Source organism: Bradyrhizobium sp. USDA 4341 (assembly GCF_054063755.1).
The window spans coordinates 7,085,881-7,104,364 of the sequence record NZ_JBSSGO010000002.1 but is presented as its reverse complement, the minus strand read 5'-3'; the positions used below and the strand labels follow the sequence as shown (position 1 = coordinate 7,104,364).

The 18,484-nt window shown below is 65.7% G+C and carries 18 protein-coding genes; 11 read left to right on the top strand and 7 right to left on the bottom strand.

What is annotated here, in order from left to right; all coding sequences use genetic code 11:
* Positions 1–3: 3 nt before the first annotated feature.
* The 4 genes from ACVIGB_RS39605 to hisC all read left to right on the top strand — a co-directional run bounded on the left by ACVIGB_RS39605 (position 4) and on the right by hisC (position 4,517).
* On the top strand, positions 4–1,173 hold the full coding sequence (locus ACVIGB_RS39605) for an acyl-CoA dehydrogenase family protein (RefSeq protein WP_456718596.1): 1,170 nt from the start codon (positions 4–6) through the stop codon (positions 1,171–1,173).
* Positions 1,174–1,184: 11 nt separating this feature from the next.
* A complete protein-coding gene (locus tag ACVIGB_RS39600; protein ID WP_456718597.1) occupies positions 1,185–2,282 on the top strand; it encodes a CaiB/BaiF CoA transferase family protein in 1,098 nt (365 codons plus the stop codon).
* 224 nt (positions 2,283–2,506) lie between these two features.
* The gene (locus tag ACVIGB_RS39595) at positions 2,507–3,361 is read left to right on the top strand and encodes an FAS1-like dehydratase domain-containing protein (protein ID WP_456718598.1); all 855 of its coding nucleotides are present in this window, start codon (positions 2,507–2,509) and stop codon (positions 3,359–3,361) included.
* A 103-nt stretch (positions 3,362–3,464) separates the two neighbouring features.
* Positions 3,465–4,517: a histidinol-phosphate transaminase gene (gene hisC, locus ACVIGB_RS39590; RefSeq protein ID WP_456718599.1), complete on the top strand. Its 1,053-nt coding sequence runs from the start codon at positions 3,465–3,467 to the stop codon at positions 4,515–4,517.
* Positions 4,518–4,546: 29 nt separating this feature from the next.
* Here hisC and ACVIGB_RS39585 read toward each other — a convergent pair whose 3' ends face one another.
* The 4 genes from ACVIGB_RS39585 to ACVIGB_RS39570 are packed head-to-tail and all read right to left on the bottom strand — an operon-like array spanning position 4,547 to position 7,554.
* On the bottom strand, positions 4,547–4,840 hold the full coding sequence (locus ACVIGB_RS39585; RefSeq protein WP_092116499.1) for a putative quinol monooxygenase: 294 nt from the start codon (positions 4,838–4,840) through the stop codon (positions 4,547–4,549).
* Between the two features lie 36 nt (positions 4,841–4,876).
* Entirely contained in the window at positions 4,877–6,244 is a 1,368-nt protein-coding gene (locus tag ACVIGB_RS39580) for an epoxide hydrolase family protein (protein ID WP_456718600.1), read from the bottom strand.
* Positions 6,241–6,891: an isochorismatase family cysteine hydrolase gene (locus ACVIGB_RS39575; protein ID WP_456718601.1), complete on the bottom strand. Its 651-nt coding sequence runs from the start codon at positions 6,889–6,891 to the stop codon at positions 6,241–6,243. Before ACVIGB_RS39575 ends, ACVIGB_RS39580 begins: the two co-directional genes overlap by 4 nt.
* A 57-nt stretch (positions 6,892–6,948) precedes the next feature.
* Entirely contained in the window at positions 6,949–7,554 is a 606-nt protein-coding gene (locus tag ACVIGB_RS39570) for a VOC family protein (protein WP_456718602.1), read from the bottom strand.
* Positions 7,555–7,667: 113 nt separating this feature from the next.
* Between ACVIGB_RS39570 and ACVIGB_RS39565 the strand changes: the two genes are divergently transcribed.
* From ACVIGB_RS39565 to mdlC, 4 genes are all read left to right on the top strand, one after another.
* The gene (locus ACVIGB_RS39565; protein WP_456718603.1) at positions 7,668–8,174 is read left to right on the top strand and encodes a winged helix-turn-helix transcriptional regulator; all 507 of its coding nucleotides are present in this window, start codon (positions 7,668–7,670) and stop codon (positions 8,172–8,174) included.
* A gap of 113 nt (positions 8,175–8,287) precedes the next feature.
* A complete protein-coding gene (locus ACVIGB_RS39560) occupies positions 8,288–8,671 on the top strand; it encodes a tautomerase family protein (protein WP_456718604.1) in 384 nt (127 codons plus the stop codon).
* 129 nt (positions 8,672–8,800) lie between these two features.
* Positions 8,801–9,688 (top strand): BJP family subclass B3 metallo-beta-lactamase, encoded by an 888-nt coding sequence (blaBJP, locus tag ACVIGB_RS39555; RefSeq protein WP_456718605.1) that lies wholly within the window; start codon positions 8,801–8,803, stop codon positions 9,686–9,688.
* Between the two features lie 297 nt (positions 9,689–9,985).
* Positions 9,986–11,614: a benzoylformate decarboxylase gene (gene mdlC / locus ACVIGB_RS39550; RefSeq protein ID WP_456718606.1), complete on the top strand. Its 1,629-nt coding sequence runs from the start codon at positions 9,986–9,988 to the stop codon at positions 11,612–11,614.
* Positions 11,615–11,721: 107 nt separating this feature from the next.
* On the opposite strand, the gene ACVIGB_RS39545 is transcribed toward mdlC, so the two are convergent.
* The gene (locus ACVIGB_RS39545) at positions 11,722–13,269 is read right to left on the bottom strand and encodes a 4-hydroxyphenylacetate 3-hydroxylase family protein (RefSeq protein WP_456718607.1); all 1,548 of its coding nucleotides are present in this window, start codon (positions 13,267–13,269) and stop codon (positions 11,722–11,724) included.
* An 81-nt stretch (positions 13,270–13,350) separates the two neighbouring features.
* Between ACVIGB_RS39545 and ACVIGB_RS39540 the strand changes: the two genes are divergently transcribed.
* A complete protein-coding gene (locus ACVIGB_RS39540; protein WP_456718608.1) occupies positions 13,351–13,971 on the top strand; it encodes a TetR family transcriptional regulator in 621 nt (206 codons plus the stop codon).
* A 160-nt stretch (positions 13,972–14,131) separates the two neighbouring features.
* On the opposite strand, the gene ACVIGB_RS39535 is transcribed toward ACVIGB_RS39540, so the two are convergent.
* Both ACVIGB_RS39535 and trhA read right to left on the bottom strand, forming a co-directional pair.
* The gene (locus ACVIGB_RS39535; protein ID WP_456718609.1) at positions 14,132–14,926 is read right to left on the bottom strand and encodes an SDR family oxidoreductase; all 795 of its coding nucleotides are present in this window, start codon (positions 14,924–14,926) and stop codon (positions 14,132–14,134) included.
* A 109-nt stretch (positions 14,927–15,035) separates the two neighbouring features.
* Positions 15,036–15,728: a PAQR family membrane homeostasis protein TrhA gene (gene trhA / locus ACVIGB_RS39530; protein WP_092125993.1), complete on the bottom strand. Its 693-nt coding sequence runs from the start codon at positions 15,726–15,728 to the stop codon at positions 15,036–15,038.
* Positions 15,729–15,910: 182 nt separating this feature from the next.
* Here trhA and ACVIGB_RS39525 point away from each other — a divergent pair, with 182 nt between their 5' ends.
* Both ACVIGB_RS39525 and ACVIGB_RS39520 read left to right on the top strand, forming a co-directional pair.
* A complete protein-coding gene (locus ACVIGB_RS39525; protein WP_456718610.1) occupies positions 15,911–17,374 on the top strand; it encodes a YcjX family protein in 1,464 nt (487 codons plus the stop codon).
* On the top strand, positions 17,371–18,402 hold the full coding sequence (locus ACVIGB_RS39520) for a YcjF family protein (RefSeq protein ID WP_456718611.1): 1,032 nt from the start codon (positions 17,371–17,373) through the stop codon (positions 18,400–18,402). Before ACVIGB_RS39525 ends, ACVIGB_RS39520 begins: the two co-directional genes overlap by 4 nt.
* Positions 18,403–18,484 lie beyond the last annotated feature (82 nt).

Here is an 18,484-nt window from a genome sequence, read left to right as displayed (position 1 = left end):
ATCATGACCGCACACGATCAGCACACCGACGACCACACCGACATCCGCGACGCCGTCGCAAAGCTCTGCGCGCAGTTTCCCGGCGAATACTGGCGCAAGCTCGACCGCCAGATGGCCTATCCGAAGGAGTTCGTCGATGCGCTGACGGAGGCCGGCTATCTCTCGGTGCTGATCCCCGAGGAGTATGGCGGCGCGGGCCTGAAGCTGTCCGCGGCGGCGGCGATCCTGGAAGAGATCCAGCGCGCCGGCTGCAACGGCGGCGGCTGCCATGCCCAGATGTACACGATGGGCACCGTGCTGCGGCACGGCAACGACGCGCAGAAGGCGAAGTATCTGCCGAAGGTCGCGACCGGCGAATTGCGGCTGCAGGCGTTCGGCGTCACCGAGCCGACCAGCGGCACCGACACCTCGTCGCTGAAGACCTTCGCGCGCCGCGAGGGCGACCACTACGTCGTCAACGGCCAGAAGATCTGGACCAGCCGCGCCGAATATTCCGACCTGATGGTCCTGCTCGCGCGCACCACGCCGAAGGAGCAGTCCAAGAAGCGCACCGACGGGCTCTCGGTGTTCATCGTCGACATGCGCGAGGTCAAGGGCAAGGGGCTGGAGATCCGCCCGATCCGCACCATGATGAACCACGCCACGACCGAAGTGTTCTTCACCGACATGAAGGTGCCGGCGGCGAACCTGATCGGCGAGGAAGGCAAGGGTTTCCGCTATATCCTCTCGGGCATGAATGCCGAACGCATCCTGATCGCCGCCGAATGCGTCGGCGATGCCAAATGGTTCATCCAGAAGGCCACCAACTACGCCAAGGAGCGCAGCGTGTTCGGCCGGCCGATCGGCCAGAACCAGGGCATCCAATTCCCGATCGCCAAGGCCTATGCCTCGATGCGTGCGGCCGAATTGATGGTGAAGGAAGCCACCCGCAAATATGAAGCCGGGCTCGACTGCGGCGCCGAGGCCAACATGGCCAAGATGCTGGCCGCGGACGCCTCCTGGGAAGCGGCGAACGCCTGCGTGCAGACCCATGGCGGCTTCGGCTTCGCCGAGGAATACGACGTCGAGCGCAAGTTCCGCGAGACCCGGCTCTACCAGGTGGCGCCGATCTCGACCAATTTGATCCTGTCGTTCGTCGCCGAGCACGTGCTCGGCATGCCCCGCTCCTACTGAGTTCTCAGATCATGCTGCCGCTTGAGGGATTGACCGTCATCGCCGTCGAACAGGCGGTCGCCGCGCCGTTCTGCTCGTCACGCCTGGCCGATGCCGGCGCCCATGTCATCAAGATCGAGCGGCCGGAGGGCGATTTCGCCCGCGGCTACGACGCCGCGGCGAAGGGCCAGAGCAGCTATTTCGTCTGGCTCAACCGCGGCAAGGATTCCGCCGTGGTCGATCTCGCCACCAAGGAAGGCCGCGCGCAGCTCGAAGAGCTGATCGCGGGCGCCGACGTGCTGCTGCAGAATTTGAAGCCGGGCTCGATGGACAAGCTCGGCTTCTCGCGCGAGCGGCTGCGCAAGGACTATCCGAAGCTGATCATGTGCACCATCACCGGCTATGGCGACACCGGCCCCTACGCCGACCGCAAGGCCTATGACCTCCTGATCCAGGCCGAGAGCGGCCTCGCTTCAATTACCGGCGGCCCCGAAGGCGCCTCGCGCGTCGGCATGTCGATCGTCGACGTCGCGACCGGTGCCACCGCGCATGCGTCCATTCTTGAGGCACTGATCGGGCGCGGTCGTACCGGCCAGGGTGCCGACATCCGCATCTCGATGTTCGACGTGATGGCCGACTGGCTCACGGTGCCGCTGCTCAATGCCGAGGACGGCAAGTCGCCGAAGCGGATCGGCCTCGCCCATCCCTCGATCGCGCCCTATGGCGTGTTCCGCTCGAAGGACGGCAAGGAGATCCTGATCTCGATCCAGAGCGAGCGCGAGTGGAAGACGCTGTGCGCCAAGGTGCTCGGCCAGCCTGGCCTGCCCGACGATCCGCGCTTTGCCAACATGGTCGAGCGCGTGCGCAACCGCGCGACTACCGACCAGATCGTCGGCGACAGCTTTGGCAAGCTCACGCGTGAGGACTTGCTGGCGAAGCTCGCCGAGGCCGACATCGCCTTTGCCGAGGTCAACAGCATGGACGACCTCGCCAGGCACCCGCATCTGCGCCGCATCGAGGTCGACACGCCGAACGGCCGTGTCAGCTATCCGGCGCCGGCCGCCATCGTCGTCGGCGAGGACCGGCACTACGGCAAGGTGCCCGCGATCGGCGAGCGCATCAAACGTTAGGCTGCAATGGGATCAGGCGCGATCGCAATCAAGAACGAGCTGCGCCCCCTCTCCCGCTTGCGGGGGAGGGTTGGGGTGGGGGCTCTCTCCACGAGTCCTAACGTTGAGAGAGCCCCCACCCGGCGCTACGCGCCGACCTCCCCCGCAAGCGGGAGAGGTGTACCGAGTTTGCCGTCGCACCGACGCCATCACGCTCAGATGTCTCTCACCGAGGACAAAATCTCATGACCGATAAACTCGACCTCGATCATCTCCGCCAGTGGATCGGCAAGACCACGGAGACCTCTGACGTCGTCACGAAGTACCTCGTGATGGGGCTGCGCGCGACGCTGTTCCAGGAGATCGGCGAGCCGAAGGCCGGCGACGCCGCGCCGTGGACCACGCATTGGTGCCTGGCGCAGCCGGTGTTTCCAATGTCGCAACTTGGCCCCGACGGTCATCCGACCCGCGGCGGCTTCCTGCCGCCGGTGCCGCTGCCGCGCCGGATGTGGGCCGGCGGCGAGCTCGAATTCTTCGATAGCTTGCGCATCGGCGACGACGCCAAACGCACTTCGCGCATCGCCGACGTCACGGTGAAATCGGGCTCGACCGGCACGCTGTGCTTCGTCTCGGTCCATCACGAGGTGACGACGTCGCGCGGGCTTGCGGTCCGCGAGCGGCAGGACATCGTCTATCGCGAGATGACGAGCACACAAGCCGCAGCGCCCGCCAAAGCGGCGCCGCCTCCTCCGGCCGCGCAACATCGCGAGAGCCACGTCTCCGATCCGGTGCTCTTGTTCCGCTATTCGGCCCTGACCTTCAACGGCCACCGCATCCACTACGATCGCGACTACGTCACCAAGGTCGAGGGCTATCCGGGCCTGATCTTCCACGGCCCGCTGCAGGCCTCCTTCATCGTCGAATTCGCCGCGAAACTCCGCGGAGGCAAGCCGCCGAAGAAGCTCACCTATCGCGGCGTGCAGCCGCTGTTCGAGGGCAGCGAGTTCTCGATCAATGCCAACGACAAGGACGACGGCATGGAGCTGTGGACCGCCAATGCCGAGGGCCAGCCGACCATGAAGGGCACGGCGACCTGGTAGGTCGCGAGCGCGATACACATCAGAACGCTTGGGAATAAAGAGGCGCTTTCATCGGCGCCTCGTATTCCGTATTGTGCTCGCATTCATCCCTGGATCGCAGATCATGAGCCGCTTCTGGAGTTCGGTCGTCCACAATCTGTCGCCATACGTGCCCGGCGAGCAGCCGAAGATCGATGGCCTGATCAAGCTCAATACCAACGAGAATCCCTACCCGCCGTCGCCCCGCGCGGTGGCGGCGATCACAGCGACCACGGATCGCCTGCGGCTCTATCCGGACCCGCGCGCATCGGTCCTGCGCGAGGCGATCGCGACGCGCTACGGCGTCACGTCTGACGACGTGTTCGTCGGCAACGGCTCGGACGAGGTGCTGGCCCACGCCTTTCCGGCGCTTTTGAAGCACGACGCGCCGCTCCTGTTCCCCGACATCACCTACAGCTTCTACCCGGTCTACTGCCGCCTCTATGGCGTCGGCTACGAGACGGTCCCGCTCGATGCCGCGATGCGGATACAGCTTGCGGACTACCGGCGGCCGGGCAGCGCCATCCTGCTATGCAATCCCAACGCACCGACCGGCATCGCGCTGCCGCGCGCCGCGATCGAGGCGCTGGTCACCGAGCATCCCGACCGGCTGGTGGTGGTCGACGAGGCCTATGTCGATTTCGGCGCCGAGAGCGCCGTGCCGCTCGTCGCGCGCCACGACAATCTGCTGGTGATCCAGACGCTCTCGAAGTCGCGCGCGCTGGCGGGATTGCGGGTCGGCTTCGCCATCGGCCAGCGCCCGCTGATCGAGGCGCTGGAGCGCGTCAAGGACAGCTTCAACTCCTATCCGCTGGATTGCTTCGCGATCGCAGGTGCCGTCGCCTCGATCGAGGACGACGCATGGTTTGAGGAGACGCGGCATCGCATCATCCGGAGCCGCGAGGCGCTCGCCCGCGGCCTCACCGAGCTCGGCTTCGAAGTACTGCCGTCGCATGCGAATTTCGTGTTCGCCCGCCACGGTGGCCATCGCGGCGCGGATCTCGCCGCGAAGCTGCGCGAGCGCGGCGTCCTGGTGCGGCATTTCCAGAAGCCGCGGATCGAGGATTTCCTGCGCATCACGGTCGGCACGGACGATGAATGCGGCCGCCTGATCGGCCTGCTGCGTCAGATGGTCTGATCCCGCAGCTGCGACGGCGACGACAACGTCTACTCGGCGGGCGTGCACCATGTGCCGGCAACCTTGACGCCGAGTGCCGCGGTCTCCTCGCGAAACTGTGCGATCGATCGCGCATTGCGATGCGCCGCGAACGCGGCGTCATCCTGATAGACCTCGTAGAGCAGCAGCTTTGAAGCGTCCTCGCGGGGCACCAGGACATCGAACTGCAGCGTGCCCGGCTCATCCCTCAGGGAACGGGCGCGGTGCGCCAGCAACAGCGGCAGCACCTCATCCCGCTTGCCTGGCGCGACCTCGACGGTGGCGATGATTGCAAGCTTTGGCATGATGGATACTCCTTTCGGTTGTTTTGAATATTCAGATCAGCTGCGCAGCGGTCGAAACGCATCCCGAACCTCTCGACTGAAGATGTCGGGCTGCTCCCACGCCGCGAAATGGCCGCCGGCCTCGGCCTGATGGAAGTAGATCAGCTTGTGATAGGCCTTTTCCGCCCAGCTCCGCGGCGCGACAAAACTCTCGCCGGGGAACGCCGTCACGGCGGCGGGGATCGCGACATTGGCCGGCAGATAGAGGTTTGTCTTGTTCTCCCAGTACAGACGCGCCGAGGAAATCGCGCTGTTGGTGAGCCAGTACAGCGTGATGTTGTCGAGCACGTCGTCGCGCGTCAGCGCGCCCGCGGAATGGCCGTTGACTGCATGACCGAGCACCGCCGATGTCATCGCCGCGGCCGGCTGGGCATAGCCGTCGCCGTGATCGAGCAGCCAGGCAGCCACGCCCGCCGGCGAATCCGCAAAAGCCGCAAGCGTCTGCGGGCGCGTGCCCATGATCAGCGCATAGGCGCGCCGTTTCATGAACTGAAGCTTGATCTGGTCGAAGGCGTGCTGCTCTTCTGCTGACAGATTGTCCGGCGCGGGACCACCCGAAACGACCGCGTTGAGGACCTCGGGCGGAACGACGCCAGGCAGATTGACGTGGATGCCGAGCAGTTCGGGCGCTCCCAGCTTGGCCATTTCATTGGAGACCGGCGAACCCCAGTCGCCGCCCTGCGCCACGAACTTGCTGTAGCCGAGCCGCGTCATCAATTGAACCCAAGCCCGTGCGATGCGCTGGGGATCCCAGCCGACCGTGGTCGGTTTGCCGGAGAATCCGTAGCCCGGCATCGACGGGATCACGAGATGGAACGCATCCGACGCGCTACCGCCATGCGCGGTGGGATCGGTCAGGGGATCGATGATCTTCATCTGCTCGATGACCGAACCCGGCCAGCCATGCGTGACGATCAGCGGCAGCGCATTGTCATGCTTTGAGCGAACGTGAATGAAGCGAATGTCCAGCCCGTCGATTTCGGTGACGAACTGCGGCAGGGCGTTGAGCCGCGCCTCCACCTTCCGCCAGTCGTAGTCGGTCTGCCAGTAGCGGACGAGATCGCGCAGCATCGCCTGCGGAACGCCTTGAGAGTCGTCGTTGACGGTCTCCTTGTCGGACCATCGGGTCGCGGCCAGACGGCGGCGAAGGTCGACAAGGTCTTCTTCGGGAATGTTGATGCGGAATGGCCGGATCGCATCGCTGCTGGCCGCCGCGGCGGGATGCGCGGGAAATAGGCTGGCAGCACCGGCAGCAATCAGGCCCAACGCCGCGCCCGTCAGCAGCCTGCGCCGGTCCTGGTCGATGGCGTCCTGGTTCAATTGGCCTATCGCGATTGCAGCTGGTGTCTTCGATGTTGTGGTCATTTGACCGTCTCCTTGGAATGAGAGGCCGCCGGCAACGCCGCGATCACCTCGGCGGTCGTCAGGATGGAATGGGCGTAGGTCGGGCCATTCAACTCGTGAGCGGCGTGCATCATGTCGTGCGAGAAGGCGGCGGTGGCATCGCGCACCAGCGTCACGTGGTAGCCGAGCTCCATCGCGAAGCGGCCGGTCGACTCGATGCAGGTGTTGGCCAGCAGCCCGACCACGATCACATGCGTGATGCCTTTCTGCTTCAGCAGGAAATCAAGATTGGTGTTGGCGAACCCGCTCTGCCCCCAATGCTCCTGGGCGATCAGATCGCCGGGCTTGGGCGCAAAGTCGGGATGCCATTCCCCGCCCCATTCGCCGCGCGCAAAGCTGTGGCGCTGCATGATCAAGCGCTGGGTCGGGTTGGGATGATCCCAATCCTCGTAATCGCCCGGCTCCCAGCGGCGGTGCGGGACGATCACCACCTGGATGCCGGCGGCCCGGACCGCGCCGTCGAGCTGGCGCAGATTGTCGAGCAGCCCGACCTCGTCGGCGACCGGCTTGATGCGTGGATAGACCTTGCCGCCGTCGGACAGGAAATCATTGTAGGGATCGACAAGAAGCAGCGCGGTTCGCTCGCGTGGATAGGTGATCTGGGACATCGATCGCTCCTTGGCCATCAGGCGCCCGGTTGGATTTGCTTCAATGACGCGCTCCGTTCACTCGGGCAGCGGCTTGCCGGCCCGTTCGCGGACCATGTACTCGGCGTACCAATCGGGCCAGTTCGCATCGTGGCCGCCGGTCCGCTTCTCGTGCTCGCCATGGGCTGCTGCCGCGCGGCGCAGCGCGGCGGCGAGATCGGCCGATGAGGAGAAATTCGTGCTGTTGCCGTCGACCCGCCCGGGCAGGCGTTGCGTCACCTGCTGCAGCAGCCAGGCGTTTCCGTCGGGATCGTTGAACGTGGCGAGCGCCCCGTAGCTCGGCCGGTCCGGGTCCGGCCCCTTGATGCGGCCTTCCGCGCCGCGGTGAAACACCTCGCTGACATCCGCGCCGCGCGCGATCAGCTCGGCGCGCGCCGCTTCGATATCATTGACGATCAGAAAGCGCGGCAGCGCGGATCCCGAGCCGAGATGGATCGAGGTCGGCGAACCCGGCGGCGTCAGTTGCACGGCGCGCGAACCGTCGGGCCTGACGAAGTCGGCATCTAGCCGCCAGCCCAGGTCCTGATAGAAGCGCTTGGCGCGGTCGACATCCGAGACCGGAATGACGACGACTTCGAGCTTCAAATCGACTTTGGCCGCTGTCGGCCCCTGTTCGGTGGTCATGGCTCGCTCCTTGGTGATGACAGACCGGGCCATCAGCGGCCCATTGCATTTGCGACGATGCCGGGCCATATTACTATGTAAATCATAGTGACAAGCCTGATGAAGAAAACGTGATGACAAAAATGAAGGACAACACGGTTGACCAAACGCTGTGCCCTGTCGCTCGCGCCGAAACCGTTGTGGGCGACCGCTGGACAGTACTTGTTCTGCGCGAACTGTTCGCGCGGAATCATCGCTTCGAGGAGATCCAGGCGCAGTCCGGCGGCACGCCGCAGATGATCACGGCACGGCTGAAAAAGCTGGAAGCGAACGGTCTGGTGAGGCGACGCGTCTACAACAAGCGCCCGTTGCGCCACGAGTATCACCTCACCGAGAAGGGCGAAGCGTTTTTTCCGGTGCTGATGGCGCTCCGCGCCTGGGGCGAGACCTGGTGCAAGTCACCGCGGGAAGGCCGCGCAATGAACTACACCCATCTCGTCTGCGGCAAGCCGGCCGGGCTCGGTCCGGTCTGCGAGTCCTGCGGCGAGCCGGTGCGCCGCGCCGACATGGTGGGCGAGCGGACGCCCAAATATCAAAGAGAGCGCGATGCGCGCTGGGCGGCCTTCAAGGCGATCCGCTGAATTCCCGACGCCGCCGGCGCAAGCGGACGATGCGAAAGCATTTCGCACCGTCGCAGCGTCTCGATCACACGGGGCCGATCCGGCCGAGCCCCGCATAACAAACGGAGACCACCATGCCATTCGTTCGTATCGACCTGAAGCGCGGCAAGTCCGCGGAATATCGCAAGACCCTTGGCGAGATCGTGTACAAGGCGATGCGCGAGGTGATCAACGTGCCCGAGAATGACAAGTTTCAGATTATCACCGAGCACGACCGCGGCGATCTGAACTACGCCGAAAGCTATCTCGGCAATACCTACAGCGACGATCTCATCTTCATCCAGATCACGCTGAATGCCGGGCGTACGGTCGAGATGAAGAAGGCGTTCTACAAGCGGATCGTGGATGATTTCCAGAGCCAGCTGCAGGGACGCCCGGACGATATCTTCATCAGCCTGGTCGAGGTCGCCAAGGAAAACTGGTCGTTCGGCAACGGCGTCGCACAATACGCGAACTGAACGCGGAACAGGCATGCGCCGGACACGCGGTGGCATGTCCGGCTGCTTGCTGTCCGTATCTTGCGATCGGCCTTGCCGGCACGCATAGTGCGGCTCCGTGCACAAACAACAACAAATCGGGAGGCAACCATGAGGACGATTGCAGCCGCGCTGTGCGCGCTCGCGCTGATCGCAACCGGGGCGCAAGCACAGACGCTCAAGGATTTCATGGCTGTTGTCATGAAGAAATGGACCGCGCCATTCGAACCGTTCCAGCTGGTCGACAATATCTACTACGTGGGCACTGACGGGATCGCGGTCTATATCATCAAGACGTCGCAGGGGCTGATCCTGATGGACACGGCGATGCAGCAGTCGACCGGCATGATCAAGGACAACATCGCCAAGCTCGGCTTCAAGGAAGGCGACATCAAATATATCCTCAACACCCACGCCCATCTCGACCACACCGGCGGCTTTGCCGAGATCAAGCAGGAGGCCGGCGCGCAGCTGATCGCCGGCGAGCGCGACAAGCCCCTGCTTGAAGGCGGCTATTATCCGGGCGACGAGAGCAACGCCGATCTTGCCTTTACGCCGGTCAAGGTCGACCGCACCGTCAAGGAAGGCGACAAGGTGACGCTCGGCGACGTGACGCTGACCGCGCACACCACACCCGGCCACTCGCCCGGCTGCACCAGCTGGGAGATGACGGTGAAAGACGGCAACCAGCAACGCAACGTGCTGTTCTTCTGCAGCGGAACGGTGGCGCTGAACCGGCTGGTCGGCCGCCCGACCTATCCCGGCATCGTCGACGACTACCGCTCGACCTTTGCCAAGGTCAAGGCGATGAAGGTCGACGTGCTGCTCGGGCCGCATCCGGAGGTCTACGACATGCAGGCCAAGCGCGCGGAGATGAAGGACGGCGCGCCGAATCCGTTCGTCAAGCCGGGCGAAAACGCCAGCTATGTGGCTGGGCTGGAGCAGGATTTCGACAAGCAGCTCGCCAAGCAGACCGCTGCACTGCAGAAGGCGAATTAGGGAACACAGCGAAACAGCATCCCGTCATCCGGAGGAGCGCGAAGCGCGTCTCGAAGGATCGACGGCCCGACTCGGGCCACGCATCCTTCGAGGCTCGCTCCGCTCGCACCTCCAGCGAGGCGACGCCTTTGCGCGGGGACGACGTGGAACACGCGCCGCAGTTTTTCAGCCGTTGCCGCGGCAACTATGGGCGCAGCGGCTTGACATCGTCAGGCAATCCATCGAGAGGTGGATTGCCTTTCCGCTTTTGCTCCGGGCAATGACGGAACGTAACAAGACAGCAATGGGAGCCGCCCGATGTCCTCGCGCAAACCCGCCGCCGGCAAAAGCAAGACCGTCACCGTCAAGGACGCCACCTTCGGCCTCCTGCGCGCGTGGGGCATCAAAAAGGTGTTCGGCAATCCCGGTTCGACCGAGCTGCCGTTCCTGAGCGACTGGCCGGACGACATCGATTACGTGCTCGGCCTGCAGGAGGCCTCCGTGGTCGGCATGGCCGACGGCTATGCGCTGGCGACGCGCAATGCCGGTTTCATCAATCTGCATTCGGCGGCCGGCGTCGGCAACGCGCTCGGCAACATCTACAACGCCTATCGCAACCAGACCCCGCTCGTGATCACCGCCGGCCAGCAGGCGCGCTCGATCATGCCGCTGCAGGCGTTCCTCTATGCCGAGCGCGCCTCCGAATTCCCACGGCCTTACGTGAAATTCGCGGTCGAGCCGGCGCGCGCCGAGGACGTCCCCGCGGCGATCGCGCGCGCCTATTATGTCGCGATGCAGCCGCCCTGCGGGCCGACTTTCGTCTCGGTGCCGATCGACGACTGGGCGCATGCGACGCAGCCGCTCGACGCGCGCCAGGTCAGCCGCGAGGTCGGCCCTGATGCGGCCGCGATGCAGGCGCTGGTGGCCGCGCTCGGCGAGGCCAAGCGCCCCGCCCTCGTCGTCGGCCCCGCCGTCGATCGCGCCGAGGCTGTCGGCCTCATGGTTGACGTCGCCGAGAAGACGAAGGCTGCGGTCTGGGCCAGCCCGTTCTCGGCGCGCTGCTCGTTCCCCGAGCGGCACCCGCAATTTGCCGGCTTCCTGCATGCCGCACCTGGCCAGCTCTCCGATGCCTTGCGCGATCACGATCTTGTCGTCGTGGTCGGCGCGCCGGTCTTCACCTTCCATGTCGAGGGCCATGCCGCGATCTTCGACGGCACGACCACGATCTTCCAGATCACCGACGATCCCGATGCCGCCGCGATGACGCCGACCGGCCACAGCATCGTCGCCACCATGAAGCCGGCGCTGTCGGCGTTGCTCGAGCTGCTGCCCGAGACCAAACGCACCGCATCGCCGGGCCGCGTCCTGCCGCCGGCGCCCGCGGCCGGCGACCCGATCCCTGCCGAATACGCGCTGCATGCACTCTCGGCCGCGATGGGACCACACGATGCGCTGGTCGAGGAGGTGCCGTCGCATCGCCCGCTGATGCAGAAGGCGATGCCGATGCGCGGCCAGGACAGTTTCTACACCATGGCGAGCGGCGGCCTCGGCTACAGCCTGCCGGCCGCGGTCGGCATGGCGCTCGGCCGCAGCACAGGGCGCACAGTCTGCCTGATCGGCGACGGCTCGGCGATGTATTCGATCCAGGCGCTGTGGACCGCCGCGCAACGCAAACTGCCGCTGACGGTCGTCGTGATGAACAATTCCGGCTACGGCGCGATGCGCTCGTTCAGCCAGGTGATGCAGGTGCGCAACGTGCCGGGCCTCGACCTGCCCGGCATCGATTTCGTCAAGCTCGCCGAAGGCATGGGCTGCGATGCGGTGCGAGTGACGAAATCGGCCGAGCTTCCGGGCGCCTACCAGCGCGCTCTCTCGCATCGGGGCGCCAGCCTGATCGAGGTGATGGTGGATTCCGCAGTGCCGCTGCTCTACACGCAGAAGAGCTGAGCGGCGAGAAGGCCGATCCGTAGGATGGGTGGAGCGCAGCGAAACCCATCATCTGCGCCGCGGATGCAAATTGATGGGTTTCGCTTCGCTCTACCCATCCTACGAGACTACGACGAGAGTACGTGTTGCTCCTCCAACGCCCGCTCCGACGGCGTCGGCACCTCGCAGCCGGTGGCGCAGCAGCGGCCGGGCTGCTTCGACACCCGCTGTCCTTCGTCGACAAGGCCGCGGCCGAGCAAATTCTCGACCAGCTCGACCTTCTCCATGACCGGATAGTTGCGCCAGATCTCGCGCTTCATCGCCTCCGGCGAACCGCCGCCGTGCAGCGAGATCACGGAATACCAGCCGGCTTCGTGCGACACCGTGAGGTCCTCGATCAACCGCGCCACCTCGGCGCGCTGCTCGGCCGGAATATCGGGCCGCCCGCCCATGACAGCGGCGAGCGAGGCGCGCGTCTCCGGATTGTGGTCCTCGTCGGGACCCGGCAGCGCGACGATCAGCCCACCGGAGACGTAATGCGCGACGCGGTGCATGTCGTAGATCTTGGTCGCCAGCAGCAGCTTGCCGATGTTGGAGAATACCGCATCCGGCATCACCGAGCCGGCCGGATCCTTCGTGCAGTAGACCGAGGACGCGACACCGCAGGCATAGAAGCTCTCGGTGATGGTGATCAGCTCGACCATCGCATCGCGGATATGCGCGTGCTTCTCGGCATCGAGCCCGTTGGCCTCGATCATCAGGGCGCCGGCGCCGATCAACAGATCGCCGAAGCCGGCACGCGCGCCGATGCAGGAATGACGGTGATGCGTGGCGTAGGACGTGGTAAGGAAGCCGCCCTCCTCGGTCTCGCCGGCGAGGAAAACGCGGTCATGCGGCACGAACACGTCGTCGAACATCACGACGCCGACCGACTGGCCATACTTCGCCGAGAATTTCGCGGATGCATCGCCGGGCCGGCCCGCCGGGCGCGCAACGATGGTGACGCCGGGCGCATCGACGGGCACCGCGCAACAGACCGCAAAATCCTTGTCATCGGGCACATGGGTCCGGCACGGCATGACCAGGAATTCGTGCATGTAGGGCGCGCCTGTCACGATCGCCTTGGTGCCGCGGATCACGATGCCGTCGGGGCGCCGCTCCTTAATGTGGACATAGACGTCCGGATTGGCCTGCAAGCCCGGGCGCTTGGAACGGTCGCCCTTGGCATCGGTCATGGCAATGCCGAGCGTCAGGTCCTGGTCCTGCACCTCGTGCAGATAGTTGAGGAAGCGCTGGCTGTAGTCGGTGCCGTGGCGATCGTCGGTGAGCTTGGTCGCCTGATAGAGGCCATTGAGCGCATCGTGGCTGAGGTAACGCTGGGCGCAGCCCGACGTCCTGCACACCAGCCGCACTGCCTCGAGCTTGTAGAGCAGATCCTGCGAGCTCTCATTGATGTGGAGCATCCGGTTGACGGTCTTGCCCGAGGTGCCCTGCCGCGCCGTCATGATCGGCGCGTGCTCGGCACGATGCGCGAAATCGTAGGTCACGCCCACTCCCGCCACGCCCGGCGCCAGCAACGGCTCGTCCGCGACGCTCGCCACGGCCTCGCCGTTCACGAACACCCGCGGCTTGTAGCGGCGCAGGGATTCCCGGTAGTCCGCGGCCGTCATCAGCATGGCGCTTCTCCCTTGCTCATTTATTCTAACACCGTTAAATTATCTGACGCTGTTAGAATTGAGTCAAGAACGGATTCGCCGATGCAGATGCGCGAGAGCAGGAAGGAAGCGGTCAGCCGCCACAAGCGGGAGCTGATCCTGGATGCCGCGCGCAGCGTGTTCGCCGAGGAAGGCCTCGAGGGCGCGAGCTTGCGAGCGATCGCGACGCGGGCTGGCTACACCCCGGCGGCGCTGTATTTCCATTTCGATTCCAAGGAGGCGATCTATGCCGAGGTGCTGCGGCAATCGCTGGCCTCGCTCGGCGAAGCCGTCAGCGCTTCGGTCGCGACGACGCGCGGCGCCAAACAGAGGCTGCACGCCGCCGGCATGGGCTTCTTCCGCTATTATGCGGACCATCCGCGCGACCTTGATCTCGGCTTTTACCTGTTCCGCGGCGGCATGAAGCCGGCCGGGCTCGGCCACGACCGCGACCATGAGCTGAACGCCGCGCTGGAGGCCGCGCTGCATCCGATCGCCGGAGCCGCCGAGGCGCTCGGCGCGTCCAGGCAGAAGGCGAACACCGTGATGGTGGATTGCTTCGCGCACGCGACCGGCCTGCTGCTGTTGCTGCACACCGGCCGCATCAGGATGTTCGGTGCCTCCGCTCCCGATTTGATGGACGCCTATCTGCGCGACAAGATCGCGCAACTCGGCAAGGGGTGAGGCCCATGAGGATGGTACCGGCGCAAGTTTCGTAGCCCGGATGAAGCGGAGCGAAATCCGGGATTTGTGCGCGCACGCTCGACCCGGATTACGCTGCGCTCCAACCGGGCTACGTATCTCGAGATTCCGGGTTCGCTTCGCGCCCCGGAATGACCTTCGGTCACTTCCCGTGCGCTTCCCGCATCTTGGCTTGGATCTTGGCCATGCCGCCGATCCAGCGGTCGTAGTTCTCGGTCTTCTTGCGCATGTAGCCGAGCACCTGCGGGTGCGGCAGGATCAGGAAGGTCTCCTGCTCGATGCCCTTGAGCGCATCCTGCGCGACCTGCGCGGCGGAGAGATCGCCGTCGCCGGATTGCGGACCCCTCGGGATCGAGCGCAGCATGTTGGTATCGACGCCCTGCGGGCAGAGGATCGAGACCTTGATGTTGTCGGCGCGGTGCGAGATCGCGAGGTTTTCGGCAAAGCCGACCGCGGCGTGCTTGGTGGTCGAATAGGCCGGGCTGCCGACCTGCGACAGCAGGCCCGCCGCGGAGATCGTGTTGAGGAAATAACCGCCGCCGCGCGCCTTCATGCGCGGCACCAGATGCCGTGCGGCATAGACATGCGCCATCACATGGATCGCCCAGCTTCGCGACCACGGCTCGTCCGAGGTGCCGCCGGCATTCTTCGACAGCGGATCGAAGCCGCCGCCGATGCCGGCATTGGAGCAGAACAGCGCGATCGGGCCGAACATGCGCTCGGTCTCGTCGATCACGTGCAGGATGTTCTTCTCCTGCCCGACATCGCATTTGAACGCGGCGCCGCCGACCGAGGCCGCGACCTGCTCAGCCGCCGCATGGTCGAGGTCGACCACCACGACCTTGGACGCACCCGCGGCGTGGAACGCCTCGCACAACGCCTTGCCGATGCCATTGCCACCGCCGGTGACCACCACAACCTTACCTGCCACCTGCATGGCTATCCTCCCGATATCTTGATCCTGTGCGGACCATGATATCGCATCTTTGGCCGATGCATGATCTTTTCGAGAGGCCGGGTCCGGCCGCGAGCGCAACGCGGCCGGCTCAGCTCGCCAGCACGACGTCGAACACCGCCGTATAGTGGCAAGCCGCGCCGAGCAGCACGAAACAGTGCCAGATCGCGTTCTGGAAGCGCAGCCGCCGCCAGGAGTGGAAGATCACCCCCAAGCTGTAGAGGATGCCACCGGCCAGCACGAAGCCGAGCGCCTTCGCCGGCAGCGCCTTGACGACGGCGTCGTAGAGCATGATGCCGCTCCAGCCCATCGCAAGATAAAGCCCGACCGAGAGCCGGTCGAAGCGGCCGGGATAGGCGAGCTTCAGCCAGATTCCGACGATCGCGACACACCACACGCCGATCAGCAGCGCGATCGCGAACGTGCTGTCCTTCAGTTCCACGATGAACGGCGTGTAGGTCGCGGCGATCAACAAATAGATCGCCGAATGATCGAAGCGCCGCAGCACCCATTTGGCGCGCGACACCGGCCAGAGATTATAGGTCGCCGACAGCGTCAGCATCGCGAGCAGGCCCGCGACATAGACCGAGACCACGGCAATATCGAACGGGCCGGCATAGACCGCGGTCAGCACGATCAGCGCGGTGGCGGCAACCAGCCCGAAACAGACGCCGACGAGATGGACGACGCCGTCGGCGATCAGCTCGGCGCGGTCGTAGTTCCACAGCGCGGCGCCGGCCGCGTGGATCGAGGTCGAGATTTGCTTCAGGCGAAAGACCGTCATGCAGGCTTTCCGGTGTGCCGATTTGACCATTGGGGTGGCGTGACGCGTTCAATCCCCCTGCAATCCCTCGCCCGCAAAGGCGCCGGAAATGTGAAGCTTGATTTTGGCCCGATAATCGCCACCTTGCGGGTGATCGCCCGCCTTTTTCGGCTCCTCCTGCCCGGTCATTTCGTCAACCCTCCATGCCCCCCCGCTTCTCTGATATCGTCGAGGAAGCGCGTCTGTCGGCGCGGGCGCTGCTCGACTACAGCGAGGGCCTGTTCAAGCCGACGGTGCGGCTCGGCGTCACCGGCCTGTCGCGCGCCGGCAAGACCGTGTTCATCACCGCGCTGGTGCATGGCCTGACCCGTGGCGGCCGCTTCCCGGTGTTCGAGGCCTATACCTCGGGGCGGATCGCGCGCGCCTATCTCGCCCCGCAGCCCGACGATGCGGTGCCGCGCTTCGCCTACGAGAACCATGTCCGCACTCTGATCGAGGAGCGGACCTGGCCGAGTTCGACCACCGACATCTCCGAGCTCCGCCTCGTGATCGAGTATCAGCGGCAAAATGGCGCGGACCGCACGCTGACCCTCGACATCGTCGACTATCCCGGCGAGTGGCTGCTCGACCTGCCGCTGCTCAACAAGAGCTACGAGCAATGGTCGGCGGCGAGCCTTGCATTGTCGCGCGAGCCGTTGCGCGCGAGGCTCGCGGCGCCCTGGCACGCGCATCTCGCAACGCTGAAGCCCGAGGCCAAAGAGGACGAGCAGGCTGCGCTCACCGAGGCAAGACTGTTCACCGATTATCTGCGTGCCTGCCGCGACGAGCGTTTCGCGATGAGCTTGCTACCGCCCGGCCGCTTCCTGATGCCTGGCAACCTCGCCGATACGCCGGCGCTGACCTTTGCACCGCTCGACGTGCCCGTGGACGGCAGCGCGCCCGACGGCTCGCTGTGGGCGATGATGCGGCGGCGTTACGAGGCCTACAAGGACGTCGTGGTGCGGCCGTTCTTCCGCGATCACTTCGCGCGGCTCGATCGCCAGATCGTGCTGGCCGATGCGCTGGCCGCATTCAATGCCGGTCCCGAGGCGCTGCACGACCTCGAGGCTGCGCTCGCCGGCATCCTCGACTGCTTCCGGATCGGCCGCGGCACGATCCTGAGTGCGCTGTTCCGGCCGCGCATCGACCGCATCCTGTTCGCGGCGACCAAGGCCGACCATCTGCATCACCAGAGCCACGACCGGCTGGAAGCCGTGCTGCGGCGGATCGTGGCCAAGGCCGCCGAGCGCGCCGAATATGCCGGCGCCGCCATCGACGTGGTGGCGCTCGCCGCGGTGCGCGCCACGCGCGAAGCGCAGGTCGCGCGCGGCCGCGACCGGCTGCCCTCGATCCTCGGCACGCCGGCGGCGGGCGAGGTCGCCAATGGCGGGACGCTGGATGGCGAAACTGAAGTTGCGACCTTTCCGGGCGACCTGCCCGACAATCCCGAGGAGCTGTTCAACGGCGGATTCCGCGGCCTCTCCAGCGCAGGCGCCGAGGCCGCCGATTATCGTTTCCTGCGCTTCCGGCCACCGAAGCTGGAACGAAGCGGCGATGCGGAGCCGGCGCTGCCTCACATCCGCCTTGACCGCGCTCTCCAGTTCCTGATCGGAGACAAACTGCAATGAACGAGAAGACGCCCCCGCGGCGGCCGGCGACGTTCAAGCTCGATGATCCCGGCGTGGTCGTGATGGATCCGGACGACAGCGGCCGCCTCAGCCGCGGCACCATCCAGATCGTGCCCGAGGCCGAGCCCGCGCAGCTTCCGGTGCCGGTTGATTCGCCGCTGCTGCCCGTGCGCCGCGGCTTCCGCTGGGGCACGCTGTTCTGGAGCGCGGTCGCGGGCCTTGTGGTGCTCGGCACCGGGCTTGGCGTCCTCAACCTGGTCGAGGATCTGTTCGCGCACAACGAGGGCCTCGGCGTCCTCGGGCTCGGGCTCGCCGTCATCGCGACGGTGGCGCTCGCGGTGGTCACCACGCGCGAGCTGGTCGGCCTGGCGCGGCTGGCGACCATCGAGAAGCTGCATCTGCGGGCGGCAGAGGTGCTGATCAGCGACGACCGCACCGCGAGCCGGGCTGTTGTTGCCGACCTGCTGAAGCTCGCGCACCAGACCCCGCAGCTCGCCCGCGCCCGCAGCGCGCTGCAGAGCCACACCGACGACATCATCGACGGTGCTGACATGATCCGCCTCGCCGAGCGTGAATTAATGACGCCGCTCGACGAGGAGGCGCGACGGCTGGTGTCGACGGCCGCGCAGCGCGTCTCCGTCGTCACCGCGGTCAGCCCGCGCGCGATGATCGACGTGCTGTTCGTGTTGGTGGCGAGCTTGCGGATGATCCGGCAGCTCGCGCGGCTCTATGGCGGCCGGCCCGGCGCACTCGGCATGATCCGCCTGCTGCGCCACGTCATCGCGCATCTGGCGATCACCGGCGGCATGGCCGCGAGCGACAGCCTGATCCAGCAGATGCTCGGCCACGGCATCGCGGCAAAACTCTCGCAGCGGCTCGGCGAAGGCATGCTCAACGGCCTGTTGACCGCCCGCCTCGGCCTCGCCGCGATCGACGTCACCCGCCCGCTCCCCTTCAACGCTTTGCCGCGCCCGGCGCTGACCGATCTGGCGAAAGACCTGATCCGCAAGCGCGAGGAAGAGGAATAGCAGTCTTCGCCTCGCCCCGCTTGCGGGGAGAGGCCTGATCGCATCGCCAGATGCGATCAGGGTGAGGGGGAGTCTCCACGAG